Origin of the sequence: Thalassobius vesicularis (assembly GCF_004799325.1) — a bacterium.
GTDB classification, from domain to species: domain Bacteria; phylum Pseudomonadota; class Alphaproteobacteria; order Rhodobacterales; family Rhodobacteraceae; genus Thalassobius; species Thalassobius vesicularis.
Map to the genome: position 1 here is coordinate 529275 of NZ_SSMD01000001.1, position 17165 is coordinate 546439.

At 63.3% G+C, this 17165-nt stretch carries 14 protein-coding genes; 1 reads left to right on the forward strand and 13 read right to left on the reverse strand.

Annotation, left to right across the window (positions count from 1 at the left end; translation table 11 throughout):
• The first annotated feature begins 43 nt into the window (after positions 1–43).
• Entirely contained in the window at positions 44–2203 is a 2160-nt protein-coding gene (locus tag E7681_RS02600; protein ID WP_136337694.1) for a GumC family protein, read from the forward strand.
• A gap of 97 nt (positions 2204–2300) precedes the next feature.
• On the opposite strand, the gene E7681_RS02605 is transcribed toward E7681_RS02600, so the two are convergent.
• From E7681_RS02605 to E7681_RS02665, 13 genes are all read right to left on the reverse strand, one after another.
• On the reverse strand, positions 2301–3662 hold the full coding sequence (locus E7681_RS02605) for a polysaccharide biosynthesis/export family protein (RefSeq protein WP_211089755.1): 1362 nt from the start codon (positions 3660–3662) through the stop codon (positions 2301–2303).
• A 36-nt stretch (positions 3663–3698) separates the two neighbouring features.
• Complete coding sequence (locus tag E7681_RS02610; protein ID WP_136337695.1) at positions 3699–4292, reverse strand: YjbF family lipoprotein; 594 nt, start codon at positions 4290–4292, stop codon at positions 3699–3701.
• Positions 4289–6433, reverse strand: coding sequence for a YjbH domain-containing protein (locus E7681_RS02615; protein WP_211089756.1), 2145 nt, complete (start codon positions 6431–6433; stop codon positions 4289–4291). Before E7681_RS02615 ends, E7681_RS02610 begins: the two co-directional genes overlap by 4 nt.
• Positions 6434–6530: 97 nt before the next feature.
• Entirely contained in the window at positions 6531–7292 is a 762-nt protein-coding gene (locus E7681_RS02620; protein ID WP_246032391.1) for a metallophosphoesterase, read from the reverse strand.
• A 47-nt stretch (positions 7293–7339) separates the two neighbouring features.
• Positions 7340–8122 carry a YdcF family protein gene (locus E7681_RS02625; RefSeq protein WP_168733138.1) on the reverse strand — a complete coding sequence of 261 codons (783 nt, stop codon included), beginning with the start codon at positions 8120–8122 and terminating at the stop codon, positions 7340–7342.
• Positions 8122–9231 (reverse strand): glycosyltransferase family 4 protein, encoded by a 1110-nt coding sequence (locus E7681_RS02630; protein WP_136337697.1) that lies wholly within the window; start codon positions 9229–9231, stop codon positions 8122–8124. Before E7681_RS02630 ends, E7681_RS02625 begins: the two co-directional genes overlap by 1 nt.
• 3 nt (positions 9232–9234) lie before the next feature.
• Positions 9235–10299: an EpsG family protein gene (locus tag E7681_RS02635; RefSeq protein ID WP_136337698.1), complete on the reverse strand. Its 1065-nt coding sequence runs from the start codon at positions 10297–10299 to the stop codon at positions 9235–9237.
• The gene (locus tag E7681_RS02640) at positions 10296–11267 is read right to left on the reverse strand and encodes a polysaccharide deacetylase family protein (RefSeq protein ID WP_136337699.1); all 972 of its coding nucleotides are present in this window, start codon (positions 11265–11267) and stop codon (positions 10296–10298) included. The genes E7681_RS02635 and E7681_RS02640 overlap by 4 nt, the downstream gene beginning before the upstream one ends.
• The gene (locus tag E7681_RS02645; protein ID WP_168733140.1) at positions 11257–12222 is read right to left on the reverse strand and encodes a carboxylate--amine ligase; all 966 of its coding nucleotides are present in this window, start codon (positions 12220–12222) and stop codon (positions 11257–11259) included. Before E7681_RS02645 ends, E7681_RS02640 begins: the two co-directional genes overlap by 11 nt.
• Before the next feature lie 206 nt (positions 12223–12428).
• Positions 12429–13523 carry a glycosyltransferase family 4 protein gene (locus E7681_RS02650; protein WP_168733141.1) on the reverse strand — a complete coding sequence of 365 codons (1095 nt, stop codon included), beginning with the start codon at positions 13521–13523 and terminating at the stop codon, positions 12429–12431.
• The gene (locus E7681_RS02655; RefSeq protein WP_136337702.1) at positions 13523–14722 is read right to left on the reverse strand and encodes a glycosyltransferase; all 1200 of its coding nucleotides are present in this window, start codon (positions 14720–14722) and stop codon (positions 13523–13525) included. The genes E7681_RS02650 and E7681_RS02655 overlap by 1 nt, the downstream gene beginning before the upstream one ends.
• Positions 14719–15798, reverse strand: coding sequence for a glycosyltransferase family 4 protein (locus E7681_RS02660; protein ID WP_136337703.1), 1080 nt, complete (start codon positions 15796–15798; stop codon positions 14719–14721). The genes E7681_RS02655 and E7681_RS02660 overlap by 4 nt, the downstream gene beginning before the upstream one ends.
• On the reverse strand, positions 15798–17150 hold the full coding sequence (locus E7681_RS02665; RefSeq protein ID WP_136337704.1) for a flippase: 1353 nt from the start codon (positions 17148–17150) through the stop codon (positions 15798–15800). The genes E7681_RS02660 and E7681_RS02665 overlap by 1 nt, the downstream gene beginning before the upstream one ends.
• Positions 17151–17165: the final 15 nt, after the last annotated feature.

Below are 17165 nucleotides of genomic sequence, written 5' to 3' on the forward strand. Positions count from 1 at the left end.
CCCTAATCAGACCGCCCGCAAAGGGCGGCACGGGCAGTAGTGAATGGCGCAATCGGTTCATCGTGACCCGGCTTCGACGGCCGGGCAGTCTCATCGCAAGCAGGACGACGAAGGGCTCGACCTGCTGCATCTTCTTTCCACGCTCTGGCAGGGGAAGTGGTTCATCGCGGGCTGTGTCGCCGTCGCGTTGCTGATCGCGGGCTATTATGCCTTCCGCGTCGCCGTGCCGCGCTACTCGGCCACCGCGAACCTGGCGCTGCAAATGCGCAGCCAACTGGTCAACGAGGTGGACAACGCCGCCGCCACGATCGCCCCCGAATTTTCCGCCATGTATACCGAGCTGGAGGTCATCACCTCGCGCCGGATCATCGAGGAAACCGTCCGCAAGCTGGAGCTGACCAAAGACCCCGAGTTCAACCCCCTGCTGCGCGAACCCCCTGCCCTGTCGGTCGAGGGGATGAAACGCGGCCTGCGGGCCCTGATCGGCTCGGACCTGCCCAGCGCGCCCGAGAACCTGATCACCGATGATGAAGCCGCGTTTTCGGCCACCGTCTCGGCGGTGCGTGGTGCGGTGGCGGCGGATACCAAGCGGTACACCTACATCTTCAACATCACCGCCACCTCCGAAGACCCGCGCAAATCCGCGCTGATCGCCAATTCCGTGGCCGAGACCTACATCGAGAACCAGATCGCCGTGAAATACGAAGCGGTCGAGCAGGCCATCAGTTGGCTGTCCGAACGCGTCGTCGCGCTGGAATCCGAACTGAAGGACAAAGAGGACGCGATCAAGGCGCTGCGCTCGGAAACCGACCTGATCAACGCCGACACGCTTGAGGCGCTGAACCGTCAGGCCAAGGACAACCGCGACCGGCTGCAGGAAACCCGCATCTCCGCGACCGAGGCGCACGCCCGTCTGGGCCGCCTGCTGGCGATGCGCGACGCCGCCGATCTGGACACGCTGACCAAAACGCTGAACGACCCGACCCTGACCCGCCTTCTGGCCGAGGTCAAAGCCGGCACCGAGAACGGCCGCCACCTGTACGACTCGCGGCTGGAGCTGCTGCTGACCCGCGCCCGCACCGCCGCCGAGCGTCTGGACGCACAGGCCGGCGCGCTGGAACAGGCGCTGGAGCGGCTTCAGACCCAGATCGCCACGCAGGCCGACGACCTGACCAAGCTGGTCCAGATGGAGCGTGACGCGCAGGCGACCAGCGTCCTCTACGACACCTTCCTGTCGCGGCTGAAGGAAACCACCGTGCAGCGCGGCCTGCAGCAGGCGGACGTGCGGGTAATCTCGGAGGCCACCCGTGGCCGCTACGTCGAGCCGCGCAAATCCATGATCCTTGGCATCGCGATGGTCCTTGGCGCGGTGCTGGGCACGATGGTGATCCTGCTGCGGCAATTCCTGTTCAAGGGCTTCCGCACCGCCGACGAGTTGTCCAAATTCTCGGGTGTGGCCGTGCTGGGGCAGATCCCGCGCATCCCGATCAAATCCCGGTCTGAACTGATCCCCTATCTGGTCGACAAACCCACATCCGCCGCCGCCGAGGCCGTGCGCAACCTGCGCACCTCGATCCTGCTGTCGGATCTGGACAACCCGCCCAAGGTGATCATGTCCACTTCCTCGATCCCGGCCGAGGGCAAGACCACGCAAGCCATCGCGCTGGCGCACAACCTGTCCGGTCTGGGCAAGCGGGTGCTGCTGGTCGAGGGCGACATTCGCCGCCGCACCTTTACCAAGTACTTCACCAAGGCCAGCCCCCACGGCGTGCTGTCCGTGCTGGCGGGCTCGGTCCCGTTGGCGGATGCGGTCGTGCATGACGACCTGGTGAATGCCGACGTGCTGATGGGCGAAAAGACCAACGTGAACGCCGCCGACGTGTTCAGCTCGGAAACCTTCCACGCCTTCGTGCGGGATGCGCGCCAGCACTACGACTTCATCATCATCGACACGCCCCCCGTTCTGGTCGTGCCGGATGCCCGCGTGATCGCGCAGTCGGTCGATGCGGTCGTGTTCTCGGTCAGCTGGGACAGCACCACCAAGGCGCAGGTCGCCGAAGGGCTGGAGCAGTTCCGCATCGTCAACCAGAAGGTCACCGGCCTGGTGCTGTCGCAGATCGATCCGGTCCGGATGAAGCGTTACGGCTACGGCGGCAAATACGGCGCCTACTCGCAATACGGCAACGCCTATTACGGGCTGTAAGCTGGCGTACGAAAAAGCCCGAGAATCTTACAATTTCGCCGGTTAAACGGATGTCAAAGCAACGGCCCCATCACGGGGCCGTTGGTCTTTGCGCCGATCAGTTGACCGCGCTCGCCGACCCCAGGATCGTGGGGAACATCTGCTGCAGCGCGCGGCCCCACTTGGTAATCGGTTGTTCTTCAATGAAAATCACGTCGTTGGGACGCATTTCCATCCGCGTGGCCAGGGTGATGTTGATGGCGTTGCGCGCATCCAGATGCCAAGCCGTTACCGCACCGAATTCCTCGGGGTCCGAGGACGCCCGCAACACGTAAATCTGCGCCGGATTGCCAGTCGCCGTGTTGAACCCGCCCTTGTCATACAGCACGTCTGCCAGCGTAACCTGTTGATTATACGGCAAAACAAAGCGCCCCTGGTTGCGAACCTCGCCCGCCAGATAGACATAGTCGCGCTTGTTGCCGCCCATCTCTTCGCGGGTGCGATAGTTGTCGCGCAGGTCCATCTGGACCTGTCGGCGCATCGACATTTCCGCCTGCAACTCTTGCAGCGCGGTGTGACGCGCGTTGCGTTTCAGCTCGGTCGCGCGCAGCGTCTGGGTGTAATATTCCATAGCGCGATCAAGGTCATAGCTGGTGTCGACAAAGATCGCGTCGCCATCCGTCAGCAGCGTTTTGCCCAGTTCCGGGCGCTTGACGAAGGTCTCCAGCGGGATCTGGTACAGCGTCCCGTTGCGGTACAACCGGATCGAGGCATATTCCCTGTCCTTCGCCGTCAGCCCACCAACGGCGGCCAGAGCTTCGGACAAATTCAATGGATTCAAGGTGATAGGCACCACAGCCGGGTTACGCACCGCACCACCCACCGACACGCGGCGCGAGTTGAACTCGGACACTTCCAGCGAAAACGCCGGGTCGATCTGGTTTTCGACCAGCACCTGGAACAGCTTCGCCTCGGCCTCGTCCAGCGTCATGCCCGCCAGCGTCACCGGCCCGATATCCGGGATCGCGATCGCGCCATCGTCGCGGACGGTATAGCCCTGACGCTGGTTCTGCGCGGCCAGCAGGCCGGTCAGCTGTTCCACCGTGGACGCGGCAGATTTAGTGGCTAGCAGCAGCACGTCCCCTACACCTATGCGGTACGGCTCGGGGTTCAGCGAGGGCGGCAGCCGGGTTTCCAGCGCGAGGCCGGCATTGCCGGGGTGCATCGGCGGCTCGGGCAGGGCGCCCAGCCCCTTCATCTGGCCGGGATAGGCGACCTGCGAGAACACGTCCGGCAGGCTGCGCGGGGTATAGGCCGCACGGTTGGCAACCAGCACGGTCTGCGCGGTCAAGGCCACGACACGCACCTCGGCCCCCTGCGCCTGCTGCTTCACCGAGGGACTGTGATACGTCACCCCGCATGCGCCAGTGGCCAGAAAAGTGCCCAGAAGCAATGCCTTAGCCAGTTTTTTTGCAGCCATGTGCTCGTCCTCGTTGGGGCGCCAGTTGCACCCGTATTACCGCACCAGAAGTTCGGTTTCCATATACCCCAGTCCGGGGCTGATCCATTGTTTCGACTTCCAGATCGTGCCATCGGCCCCGATCCAGAAGGTATTCGCGATGCTGCCTTGGGGTCCAAAGCAGGTTTCCTCGACCCGCGTCGTATCGTGTTGACGTTCGACGATCTCAATCCGGTCGGCGGCGCGCAGTTCCTCGCGGCAACGGAAGGCCTTGAAAACAGGCTGATATTCGCCGTCCAGATAGGTGTGGATGCGGGTGTATTCGGCCCCGTCCTGCCCGTCCAGCATCGCCAGCGTATCGCGGACATCGGCGGCCATCAGGTCGTCACCCATGCCCCGCGTCGCCACCAGCAGCCCCTGCTGCAACGAAATACTGACCCCATCGCCCGAGCGCCAAGTCACGACATCGCCGTTCCGGCCAGCGGGAATCATGGTTGCCAGCGTGCCCGCCCCGGTCAGACGCGCCGCGATCAGCGGGGTTTCCACCGTGTCCAGCTGCCTCCGCGACACGATGCTGTCCAGGCTGACGTAAATCCCCTTCGGCTGCGTACAGCCAGCCAACAGCAGCAAGAGGGCGAGGGTGCGGATCATCTCCAGAACCTCCCCCAGCCAGCGCGCAGGTCTTCTTGTTGCAGGCCGCGCACGGTTTCATACAGCCGCCCCGAAACGTTCAACCGCGCGCCGCCGTCCCGCGTGACGGGGCGGATGACGGTCGTGTATTGCTCGGTCGAGGGCTGGCCCGACACCCAGTTCAACGGCACCGTGATGCGCAGGCCCTTGTCGAACGAGCCTTCGCCGAAATCGTCAAAGCTGACGTCAGTGAACGTGGCGAAAAAGCCGACCTTCCAGCCGTTCAGGAATTCCCGATCCAGCGACATGGTGGCGCCCCAGTCGCCCGCCAGATAGCGGCCCGCATCGACCTGCCCGTGATAGCCGTTGCCGATATCCCAGTAGGCCGAAACATGGCCCGAGGTGACCTCGTAATCGCGGAACCCGAACAGCTGGTCAAAGTCGCGCTGCTTGACGTGGTTGACCTCTAGCCCGATGGCCAGATCGCTGTTCGCAGGCTTCCACAGAAGTTCCCCGGACACGCCGCCGAACATCGTCTCCAGATAGCCCGCAGTGACGCGACCGTACATGTTCGCGGCGGGCTGGAAGTAATACGCGCCGGTCAGCTCGGTCAGCGAGGGGTCGCCCTCGCGTTCGTAGATGTTGAAGTCGGACCGGACATGCGGCAGCACCGAGGTCGAGGGCCGGTTGGAGTCGTCGAGGTTACCCAACAGCTTTTTGCGCACGGCCCCGCGGAACACCAGCCCCGGCGCGGGCTCGTACTTGCCCTTTAGTTCCATGCCCAAATCGGCTCTGATTGGCGCATCAGGGTCGAAAAAGCTGGGCGACAGGTAGGGCTTGAAGCTCCAGTCGAACAGTGGATAGCGGCCGGTGATCGGCGTCAGCTGCGCCTGCGCGGTGTCGAACTGGGCACGCGCGTAGCTGCGCCAAGCCCCGTCCGTGTCGAACTCCAGCTTCTCCATATCCGCGCGACGCAGGGTGACTGCGCTGCCCCGGATCCCGGCCGAGACCGGGACGATCACAAAGGTCTCGACCTGCGGCGGCACGATCCCAGTCAGGTGACGCGCGGTGCGGCCGATCGCCTGGGCGGTGGTGGCGTAACGCTCGTTCTCGATCTCGACGGTGACGGTGACGGTGCGCGGGCCGATGTCGATGGCGTGCAGCCGGATGCCATCGTTCATCAACGCCTGACTGATCCGGCCCGTCTGGACGTTGGGATTGACCATGTCCGCAGTCCAGCCCAGCTTGGCCAGCTCGGCGCGGGGCACCACGGGCGGCGGAGCCTTATCCTGACCGGCCGCGGCGGGCGGCGTTTTGGGGTTCAGGCCAAGGGTCACGTTCGCCCCGATCTCGGACCCGTACAGATAGCTAAGGCCGACGATGACATGCGGACGCCAGGCGTAGGACACCCCAAAATTCAGCGGGGACTTGCGGTCGAACGCGCTGCCATCCTCGGACGGGTAAGCATCCGAGGAATACTCGGCGATCACGCGCAGCTTGTCGGTCGCCTGCCACTCGACCCCGCCGAAAAACGCTGCATCACCCCGGAACCAGTTGTTGGTGCGCACGACCCCGCCATTGTCGCTGCCACGCCCGGGCCGGGTGTCGAAATGCCCCGACAGCGTGGACAGCGGATTGCGGAAAGAATTAATGCCAGCCAGACGCCCCCAACCGATCCCGCCGGTCAGCCGCAGCGACGGCGACACCGATTTCGAGGCGACCACGTATTCCGACGAATACAGGCCCGTCCCCAGGAAATCGTTCAGACCGACCGCAACAGCGGGGCGGCGCTGATCCTCGTCCAGAATGCGGTAATGGACCGAGAAGCTACGGTCGAACCTGTAATCCGAGACCGGCCCGCTGGGGTTCGGCCGCACATGATACAGCAGGGCATAGCGGAAACTGCCGGACAGACGGTCGGAAATCTGGAACGTCAGCGTGTTCCGGGTCTGGTTCTTGAAGTGGCTGCTGGTAAAGGCAAGCTCTCCGTCCGGGCGCGAATGCGCTGCGGGCATGTCGATCAGACCGGAAAACCCGTAGCTGTTATACCCGGCATACCCCGAAAACCCACCCGCCTGTTGCGGGATCGCCGGCCCCGCGGAAAGCAGAGCCAAACAGGATACGGTCATCCCGCACCAGTAGTGGATAGGTCGGCGTTTCATCCCAGGTTTTGGTAATCGTCACGAGAACAGAGCAGCTTCCCCATGTATGACACAACATATAGGGGGTCTTTAAGGGTTTTTTGCACCTCAAAGCAGATTATGTGGTCAGGAAGCGTACTTTGCCGTCCGCAATCAACGCCGCCGTCAGCCGGCCTGTTGCATATGCTCCGGTATCAACCGCGATCCGCCCCATCGCGGCCTTGGGCTGATCCACGATTACGTGGCCATAGACCACCCATTGCCCGTCTGTCCGGGCTTTCTCGGCAAAGTTCTTGTGCCCCCAGGTCAGGTTCCGGGTCGGCTGATCCGGGATCGGGCGGGCGGGATCAGCGCCTGCATGGGTGACGTGGATGTTGCCGCTGCTCCAATGGACCGGCCGGGCACGCAGCCAGTCGATCACCCGATCGCCCATCGCCAGCGCAAGGGCATCCCGCATCCGCTGCATCGACATCGGGTCGGTCCCCGCCATCGACACGCCATAGCTGGACAGCGTTTGCAGACCGCCGAATTTCAGCCACCGTTCGCCATTGTCGATCGGGTTGTCCAGAAAGTTCAGGCACATTTCCTCGTGGTTGCCACGCAGGCAGAACACGGGTTGGTTGCCTTCTTCCGAGGCGGACATCATCAACTCCAGCACTTGCGCGCTGTTTTCGCCCCGGTCGATGTAATCCCCAACAAAAACGGCGGGCAGGCCGGGGGCGTTGGTCAGGATGATCTGCTCTAACTTCTCGACCAGATCGACGCGGCCATGTACATCACCGATGGCCAGAAACGGCTGCTGCGGCGCGATAGGGTGCGTGAACCCTTTCGCATCGCCCGTGTCCGATTTACGCCCGAATATGCCCATCAGCTTTGCCATCAAGCCATGAATACCGACCCCTCGGACAAAGGCAAGGGCTCGCCCGGTCAGCGCCCCGTCAAACGGTAAACGATCGAACCCACGGTCTCTTTGATGGCGATGTTGAACAGGCGCAGGTTGCGGGACAGGTCCCAGCCAAGGCCACCCCGGAACGAGCCCGACCGGAAATCGACCGGCCAAGCCACCACATTCGGCCAGCCTGCCGCCTCGAAACTACGCATGGCGCGCGGCATGTGCCAGGCAGAGGTGACCAGGACCCAGACCTCCTCGGGCTGAGGGGCGACGAGTTGCAGGGAATTGCGGGCGTTTTCTGCCGTGTTGCGCGACCGCCCTTCCAGCAGGATACGCCCCGGCGCGATGCCAAGCGATGTGAACAGACGCTGCGCCATCCCGGCTTGGGGCAAGTTGGTCCGCCCCAGATCCCCCAGCGCGCCACTGCCACCGGTGAACAACAGCTTGGCGTTCGGATGTGCCAGGGCCAAGGCGGCGCCCTCGATAAACCGTTCGGCGGCTTCGTTGACCTGCGGCTGATTGCGATCACGGGCCAGACCGGCCTGCTCGGCCCCGCCAAGAACGATGATGCCGTCGACCCGCGTAAGGTTGGGGGCGACCGGATAGGTATCCTCCAGCGGCCTGAGGAGCATGTCGCCCAGTGGCAAGCTGGTCAGCGCCACCAAGGCCACCAGCCCCAGACCCGAGGCAACACGCGCCGCCAAAACCCGCCCGCGCCACCGCATCAGGGCCGCCAGAAGGAACAGGCAGATGATCCAGCTTTCGGCCTTCAGCCCCGCGCCGGCCAGCTTTGACAGGATGAAAAAGCCGGTGTCCATCATCGGCCCAGAAGGTCCAGCAACGCCGCCCTGTATGCCTCGACCACGACCGACTGATCGAACTCACGCTCCATCTTGGCGCGGCCGGCCAGCCCCATGGCGTGTCTTTGTTCCGGCGCAAGAGCGATGAAATTCAGGCAGGAGCGGGCCAAACTCTCTCCATCCTGAGGCGCACACAACAGGCCGGTGATGCCATGCTGCACGACCGAGCGACAGCCCGGCACGTCGGTCGCGATCAGGGGGCGGGCCATCGCGGCGGCCTCGATCAACGTGCGCGGCGCGCCCTCGCGGTAGGACGGCAGGACGACGCAATCCGCCTGTGCGATTTGGGGGCGCACGTCGCTGGTTTCGCCCAGATAATCCAGATCAATGGCGGGATCCCAACCCGCGACAACCTCGGGCGGGATGGCGGACCGGTTTTCGGACCCAACCGGGCCAAGGATACGGAACTGCGCCTGCGGGTGCTGCTGCTTCACGATCCGGGCGGCCTGGGCATATTCCAGCACGCCCTTGTCGCGGATCAGGCGGGCGATCATCAGGAACACGGGTGCCGTGTCACCGGGCAGTGGCGCCGGCTGAAAGCGCGACAGATCAATGCCCGAGCCCGGCAGAATACGCGCTTGGTCAGGCTGGATCAGGCGGCGCTGCAGGAACAGGTCAAGGTCATCCGGATTCTGGAAAAAGACGACCGGCAGATCGCGAAAACAATAGCGGTAAAGCGCCTCGGCCACGCGTTGCAACAGGCGCGACGACAGAAAGGCGGTGCCCAAGCCAGTCACATTGGGAACGAACGGAATCTCCAGACGGCGCGCAGCCAATGCGCCGAACAGGTTGTTCTTGATCGTAAAGCTTAGCACCGCGTCGGGGGCGAGGTCGCGCAGGCACCGCCGCATCTGGCGATAAAGGGACCAACCGCCGATCGGGGACAGGCCCTTGGTATCCATCTCCAGCGGCACGAAATCACAGCCCATCTGGCGCAGCTTATCCTCGGCCCCGTCCGGGGGGGCCAGAACGGTGACCTGGTGCCCTTGCTTCAGCAGGAAATGGACCAGCGGGAAGCGGAAATTGGTGATGTTCCAGGCCGCGTTGACTGTCATCACGATATGCATGGGTCAGGCCCCGCTCAGCATGAGGAAGCTGAAGCTGCGGTACGGATCATAGCATTCGGCCGCATGCGAGGAGGTCATGAACCAGAACACCTGATACAGGCCGTACAACAGCGGCGGCAACGCACGGATCAGCAGCGTCTGCTGCCGGGGCGCGATGGCCAGCGACAGGTAGACGAAGGTCAGGATACTGAAGGGCATCACGTAGAAATTGATCCGGTGCAGCGCGATCGACGAATACAGCGCCACGGGCAACAGGGCGAAACAGATGATCGCGAACAGCTTCAGAAGGTTGTAAGCCTCAGGGAATGCGGCGCGCAAGTCTCTGTAATAGCGCAGGAAAAACAGGTAAGGCAGCATGATCAGCGCGTATCGGATCAGCGCCCCGCGCGAGGTAATCTCGCCATAGGCCTGCTCGACATAGCGTTCCGAGTAGACCTCTAGCCGGTCGCTCAGCAGGTAAACGGCCAACGGGCTGAGCAGCAGAACACCGGCGATGATCCGCCCCGCGTTGATCCGCCGACCGGCCAGAAACGCGATTGGCAGGAACACGTAGGCCGAGCTGTGGAATTGCGCGCCAAGGATGATGATCAGCCCGGTCATCAGGCGATTGCCCTTCAGAAACGCGACCGAGGCCAGCATCAACGCGGACGTAGCCACGCCCTGACGAATACCCGACATGCCAAGCTGCACAACGATCACCGGGAACAGCAGCGCCATAATCATCACCGGGCTGCGGTTCGCGCGGGCAAAGACATAATAGCCGATCACCATCAGGATGGCCGTGGTGATATTCAGCCACATGTAATGCGCGCCCATGGTTTTCAGCAGGCTTGCCAGCAGTTCGAACCCCGGCTCTTGCCGCGAGAAGATCTCGTCGAAATGCAGGCCCGGCAGGATTTCGACATAGCGCAGGTAGTACGCCTTGAAGTCGCACCCGACGATGTAACGCGTGCCCATGAACCAGATCAGGAACAAGGCGATGCCGATCATCGTCGGCAGGTTGCGGCGATCGGGGATCGACAGCCCCAACAAGGCCAGGCCGGTGAAGATGCCGACATAGGTGATCATGTCAGGCCCTCCTCTTTGGCGATGTCTGCCATGTTGACGCTGAGCATCCCGTATTGGTCACGCAACCGGGCGAAATTCTTAAGGATCGCCTCAAGCTGAGACAGGTTCTGTTCAAGGTTCCGACCCATATTATGCGGGTGCCACCACAGGTGATAGTCCTGTTGCCGCCGGGCCGCCAAACGCATTTCGCGCTGTATTCGGGTCTGATGCAGGCTCGAATACGCGGGAAACCGGGCCGACCACGGGCGCAGGAACCGCGACGCTGGGACATCCAGCGCACCACCTGCTGCGCGGGCTGGTTCATGCACCTGATCGCCCAGCAACGGAATCGCCCCATCAGCAAATCGCAAAGCGCGCACCGGTAGCGACAGGTCCGCGTCCGACCGGCTGCGATACACCCTGCCCTTCGGCATGCCGCGATAGGCGACCAGCCCGATTTCTCGGGCAATCCGGATATGCTCTGGCCCGACCTGATTGCGCGGAAACACCAGGCTGCTCGGCGTGTGGCCAGCATCCTTGGCAATCTGAACGGCGGCTTGCAGGTCAGCGCGCCATGCCTCGTCCGTCATGCCGTCTTCAAGCGCGTAAACATGCCCGAACGTGTGCGAGGCGACCTCTTGCCCCGGGGTCTGCGCAATCTGATTCAGCAATGAGCGGCCGAAATGCAAAGGGTCGTCCTGCTCATCCCGCCCTAGCGTCGAAATTGCCGGATAGGGGGACAGCGACATGTCGGTATAGGCGGGCTTGATAGCAGGGGAATAGTCCCGAATTTCGTCTCTGTTCCGGGCGAAAAGCAGGCCCACGGTCGCCCATGTCACCCGAATTTGGTACTTGCCGAACATCGCCAGCATCAACGGAATGGCAGCGCGCCCACCCATGATCGCGTCGCCATAATTGGCAACGCTGCGGCGATCGCGGACGCCCCACATCAGCTCGAAATCCAGTGAGATGATCAGCCTACCGGGCATGGCACCTCCGGCTTAGTCTTTGCATCGCTTTGGCCGCGAACGTGCGAAGTTCGGCAAAGGCGGGCAGCGGATCATCCCAGGCAAAAACCGCGCGCACACTGGCCGACGCAGGGCCAGTTGCTGACGTGTCAGGCGCAGGCAGAATGAAATCCGGCTTTCGCCAGTAAAACAGTCTCGAATACAGGTCTTTTGGCCCGTATTTCCAGCGGACACCCTGGGTTTGGGGTTGCTCGACCAACGGCGGCAACCCGGCCAGATCTCGGTACGCAGCCAGCACGACCGGCTTGCCGGATGCCTCACTGAGAGAGAACCATAGCGACGGGCGAACGTTGATCTCGATGATCTTCAGTTGGCCGGTTTTCGGATCGCGCTTGAACTCGGCCGCGGCAATCCCGGTGTAGCCAAGCGTCGCCAACAGGGTCTCTGCGATCCGTGCCGTCTCGGCCTCGTCATGGCTTTGCACCAGCGAGGCAGAGCCGAACCCGGGCGGAAACTGCCGCAACTTGCGCGCGGTGAAACCTTGCTGAACCCCGTTGCCCAGGTAGCCGCACCACAAAGTGATGTCGCTTTCGGGGCCCGGAACTATTTCCTGCACCAACAAGGTGCCCGCACCATCGGGAATGCGGGCGACCTGCTGCGCAAAATCCTCGCCATTGCGCGCGATCCACCCCTTTTGGCCCCGCATCTGGTCTTTGACCAGTTGGATCAGGGCTGGCTTGATCATGCAGGGAAAGGTGATCTGCCCAGCCAATCCGGCGATCTGGTCACGGGTGCCAGACCAAAGCTGCGGGTAGGCCACGCCATACTGTTGGCACAGGGCGTAAAAGCTGGCCTTGTCCATGATCCGGCCAGCCAGGCCATCCTTGTAGCTGTCCTGAAAACGATAGTGCCGAGACAGGCGTTCTGAATGCGCCAGCACGAAGTCAATGTCCTGATCCGAGGTCGGGATCAGCACGGGCTTGACCTCGGATTGAGGAAATAGATCGCACAGCGCAGACAGCTTTTGCGATGAATTAGAAACTGAAATCACCCGGCTGCAGAACCGCGAGGCGGCGCCCGGTTGTCGACCGTCGCTGACCCCGATTACTGGCACACCTGCGCGCCCCAAAGTTCGGACCACGTGCAATCCGGTTGGCGACAGGCCCATGACAACGGCGGGGATCATGCGCGCGCCTCCAACACCTGGTCAAAGATGGCGCGCATGGCGGCGGCCTGTTTTGCCGGGTCGAACCGAGCCTGTACTTCGGCACGAGCGGTGACGGCGATGCGCTGGCGCAGGTCTGCATCCAGGATCAGCGCGTCCAGCGCATCCTCCCAGTCCTGCTTGGTCTGGCACAGGAACCCGGTTTCGCCGTGGCGCAGCAGCTCGTTGTTATAACCGATTGCGCTACAGACGGGGACCACCCCAGCCGCCATATAGGTGCGCGCCTTGCCGCCGGATTTGCCCTGTGCCCAATCCTCGGACGGCAGGGGCATCAGGCCGATGTCATAGCGCGCCAGCGCCGCCAGTTCGTCCTGCAGGGACCAGTCGTGACCCCGCCAAGGCACGCCGGGCATTTCGAACGTACCGCCGCCCATGATCTCCCACCGGAGGTTGGGGTGCCGCGCGGCGATTTTCTGCAAAATGGGCTGGATTAGAGACAGATATTTCACCGTCGATGGCGAGCCCAGCCATCCGATTGTCACGGGCTGTTCGTTCGTATGCGGGGCGTGCATCGGGATGCGCGCGGTGTCCTCGGCCACCTCCAGCGTCACCGCGTGGCCGCCTTCCGCGGTCGCGGCGTCCCTCAGCCAGTTGTTCCCGGCGACCGTGCAGTCGACCAGCCGGAACAACTCTCGCACTTTGCCGGGCGCGCGCAGCAGGCTGGCGAGAGGGGAATATCGGCTGCGCTTGTGGATGAACAGCGCGTCGTCGTAGTCGAAAAGCAGCACCGCGCCGCGCGCTTTCAGCCAACGTTCGATCACCGGAGGGCCGAAGGGCAACAACTCGCGCTGCATGTAGACGATGTCGTAGTCCCGCCAACGGCGCAGTGCCCACAAGCGGCGTACCACAGCCCGCAAGGTCGCGCCGATCTTGGACAGCGTCCGGCCGTGTTGGGTGGACAGGCGGTACATGTCGCTGTCCATCAGGCTTTGCACCTCGGCCTTGACCCCCAGTGCCTGCAAATGCGGCAGGTACTGGTAGACGCGATAGCGAGAGGAGGCCCCCTCGACCGGGTAGCGCGTCATAAACAGGACCGAAAGGGGGCGCGTCATCAGCCGGCGAGCCTCCGGTAGATGGCATCGTATTCGGCAATGGCTGCGGACAGGGCGAACCGCTCTTCGGCGGCCAAGCGGCATTTGGTCTGCATCCGGGGATCGCGCGCCAGCTGGATCAGCTGGTTCAGAGCCTCATCCAGACCCGACATATCAACCGACCCATTGGGCAACGACGGCAGGGTGACGCCCGTGCCGGTCTCGGCCAGATCCTCCCTCACGTCGCCGCAGCCGGTGTTGGCCAGAACCGGTTTTCCGCAGGCCAGAAACTCGCCCATCCGCGTCGGGCACGAGGCGCGCTTGGACCAGACCGGCTTGATAAAGAAGATACCGGCGTCCATGCGGCCCACTTGCTCGGCGACCTGATCGAATGGGGCCTCCCGGATTTCAACCCGGGCCATATCGACCCCAACCTTGCCCAGCTCGGCCCGGATCAGATCGTGACCGCCCTTGTTGATCACCAGAAACTTCGCGTCATCGCGCAGTTCAAACAGCCGCGCGACAGCCTGCGCAACCTCGGCAAACATGTACCAACTGCCGACCGAGCCGACATATCCCAGCGTGAACCCCGAATGCGGTACGGGGACGGGGTGGAACATGTCCAGATTGGTGCAGGTCGGGATCACCGAGACCGGAGGCGTCTTGCCCCGCAGATAGGGCATCTGCTGGATTTCCCGCACCCCTGCCCGGGTCAGCGAGACCACGTGATCGGCATTCAGGAACAGCCGCCGCTCGACCCGTTTGAAGTAGCGATAGACCAGACTGCCGGCCCGCCAAATCCCGCCCTCGACTCGCTCGTCAGGCCAGAAACCGCGCATGTCGAAAACCAGCTTCACGCCGGTGCGACGTTTGACGGCAAGGCCGATCATCGTGCCGATATAGCTGCGGCAATGCACGATCTGGATGTCGTTCTGGCGCACGATCCGCGTTGCCTGCGCGATACCTCGGGTGATGTCCCAAACCGTCGCCGGAATGCCCGGTTTGCGGTGCCAGACACGGTGGTGCCAAGTAACCCCGGCGTCCTGCAACCGGCGTTTCAGGGCGTCAACACGCGCCTCATCGGCCAGGTTTGCGGGCTTCTCGAAACTCAGAACGGTCATCTTGTGCTTGGGCGCAAGGCCCAGCACGTATTGCAGCACCTGGCTTTGGCCCAGCGGGTCCAGCAGACCCGTGTAGGTGATGTACAGCGCCTGCGTCATAACTGCCCCTCTTTTGGATGCCCGTGATAGTAACCCAACAGCCGAGCGGCAATAACCGGTGCGGAAAATTGCTGCGCGCGGGCCTGTGCCTGACTGCCCAAACTGGCGCGCAAATCGGAGTCCGACAGGAGGGTTTCGATGGCGTTTGCCAAAACTGCCGGGTCTTCAGACGGGACCAGCAGGCCGGAGTCCCCGATCACCTCTGGCAGGCCCCCAACGTTTGTGGCCACGATTGGGCGCGCCAGTGCCATCGCCTCTAACGTTGCCAAGCCGAAGCCCTCGTAGCGCGAGGGCACGACGACTAGATCCGCTTGCGCCACTTGGTCCAGCAGTTCGGCATGGTCTAGCGTTCCCGTGATGCGGACGGCGGGGTTGTCCCGCGCCAGTCGATCTTGCAGCGGCCCGCCACCGGCAAACACCACATCCACAGGCGTTTTCAGCTTGGTTAGAGCCTGATTGAGCACATCATGCCCCTTCTCCGACACCAGTCGGCCGGGAACCACAATCCGTGGCACGGCTTGCCCTGACCCACGCCCAATTGGCAGCTTCGACAGATCGATTGGGTTGTTCAGAACCTCGACCCGAGACAGGTTCAGAGCGTACTGGTAATGGTCCGCCACAGCACGCGAGCAGCCGAACATCGTCTCGAAACCGCGCGGATACAGCCATGACGCCAATGCTTTCTTGGCGCTCAAACCAAGACCAGCCCGATTTGCCCCGGCATAGGCCAAATTGTGAAACGTCACAAAGCATTTGGCCCGAGACAGCCCCAAACGGCGCATCAACGCGACACTGACAGCGGGAAAGTACAGGTGCGCGTGCACGACGTCAGCGCCCAGAGACCGCGCCAACTTGGCGATCTGCACCGCCCGGCGGGGCAGGTTCCATTTGTGGCAGGCCCCCAGCCGGTAGACGGATATGCCAGCGGCCTGCAACTCGTCCTGCAGATCATAGGGTGCACGCAGGACGGCCACATCCGCAGGGCAGCCTTGGCGCGCCAACTCGGGCAGCAGCGTTGTCAGGACCTGTTCGGCCCCGCCGCGTCCCAGCGTGTCGATGACGTGTAGCGCGCGCATCAGGACCGGACCCACAGTATCGCCAGGGCCGAGCTGTCCGCGCCAAGGCGCCGACGCGCCTGCCACCACATCAGCACATTCCCCAGCAGGGTCGACGCCAGCGTCGCCACCGCCGCGCCGATGGCGCCCAACGCAGGGATCAGCAATGCGTTCAGCGCCACATTCGCCACCATCGCCACGACAGAGCCATGCATGGCCAAACGCTCGTACCCCGTCATGTTCAGCAGACCGGTGCAAGGGCCGAAGAACGCATTCGCCGCTTGGGCTGCCGTCAGGATCAACAGCAGGGGGTAGGCAGGGCGAAACGGTTCCCCGTACGCGATGGCCAGGATCGGTTCGCCCCACAGACCGAAGGCAAGAACAACCGGCAGTGCCAGGCCAAATCCGGCGGCGGCTGATACGGCGACTTGCCGGGACAGCTCTGACATCTCGCCGGTTCGGTGCAGGGCGGCAAAGCGCGGGTTCATCACCATCGCGACGATACCCAGACCGACCGATGTCATCATCGCGCCAGCTGTGGCCACCTTGTACAGACCCACCTGCTGGGCGTCCCGCCACCAGCCCAACATCAGGAAATCCGCGTTGGCGATGATGCTTTGCGACCCCGCGATCAGAGCCAACGGCCAGATCGCGCGACGCCAATCGCGGGTCAGGTTGCGGCGGCTGTCCAAACCCGCAAGCGCTGCCGGACGGAACCGCAAAAGCAGGGCAGAGCCAGCTGCAAAGGCCAGCGCGGAGGCCAAAAGATGCACTCCCATCATCACATCCGGACGGATCGCCTGCCCCGCCACAATGTAAAACCCAGCCCCAACCAGCATCAACATGCCGGGGCGCAACAGCATTTCCGGCAACATCGCCGCCGGAGCCTTGCCCAGACCCTGCAACGCGCCTGCACGGGCCGCAGACAGCGCAATCAGGGGCACCAACGGCAGGCCGATCAGCAGAGCGGCCCGGAACTCATCATGCAGGACTTCGGGGATGCTCAGCACCGCGACAAGGGCGACCAAAACGATGAACCCCGAGATCACCAGCGTCCGCCGCACCGCCCAGACCCAAAGCCCCTGCATCAACGGCCAGTCCTGCGTCGCGTTCGCTTTGGCGGTTTCCCGCAACACCAGCGCGGGAAGGCCCATCTGGACCGGCAGCCCCAGCAGGCTGATGATCGCAAAAGCCAGGGTGTAATGGCCCAGCCCCTCGGCCCCCATGACGCGGGCCAGAAACACCGACAGCAGGAACGTCAGCCCCAACCCCGTGATGCGGATTCCGGCCGTTCCCAGACCAGACCGAAACAGCCCGGAACGCAGGACCGACCCGATCGTGCGGTCTTGGGTCCGTTGGACTGGAGCAGTCATCCGTTTGCCTTTCCC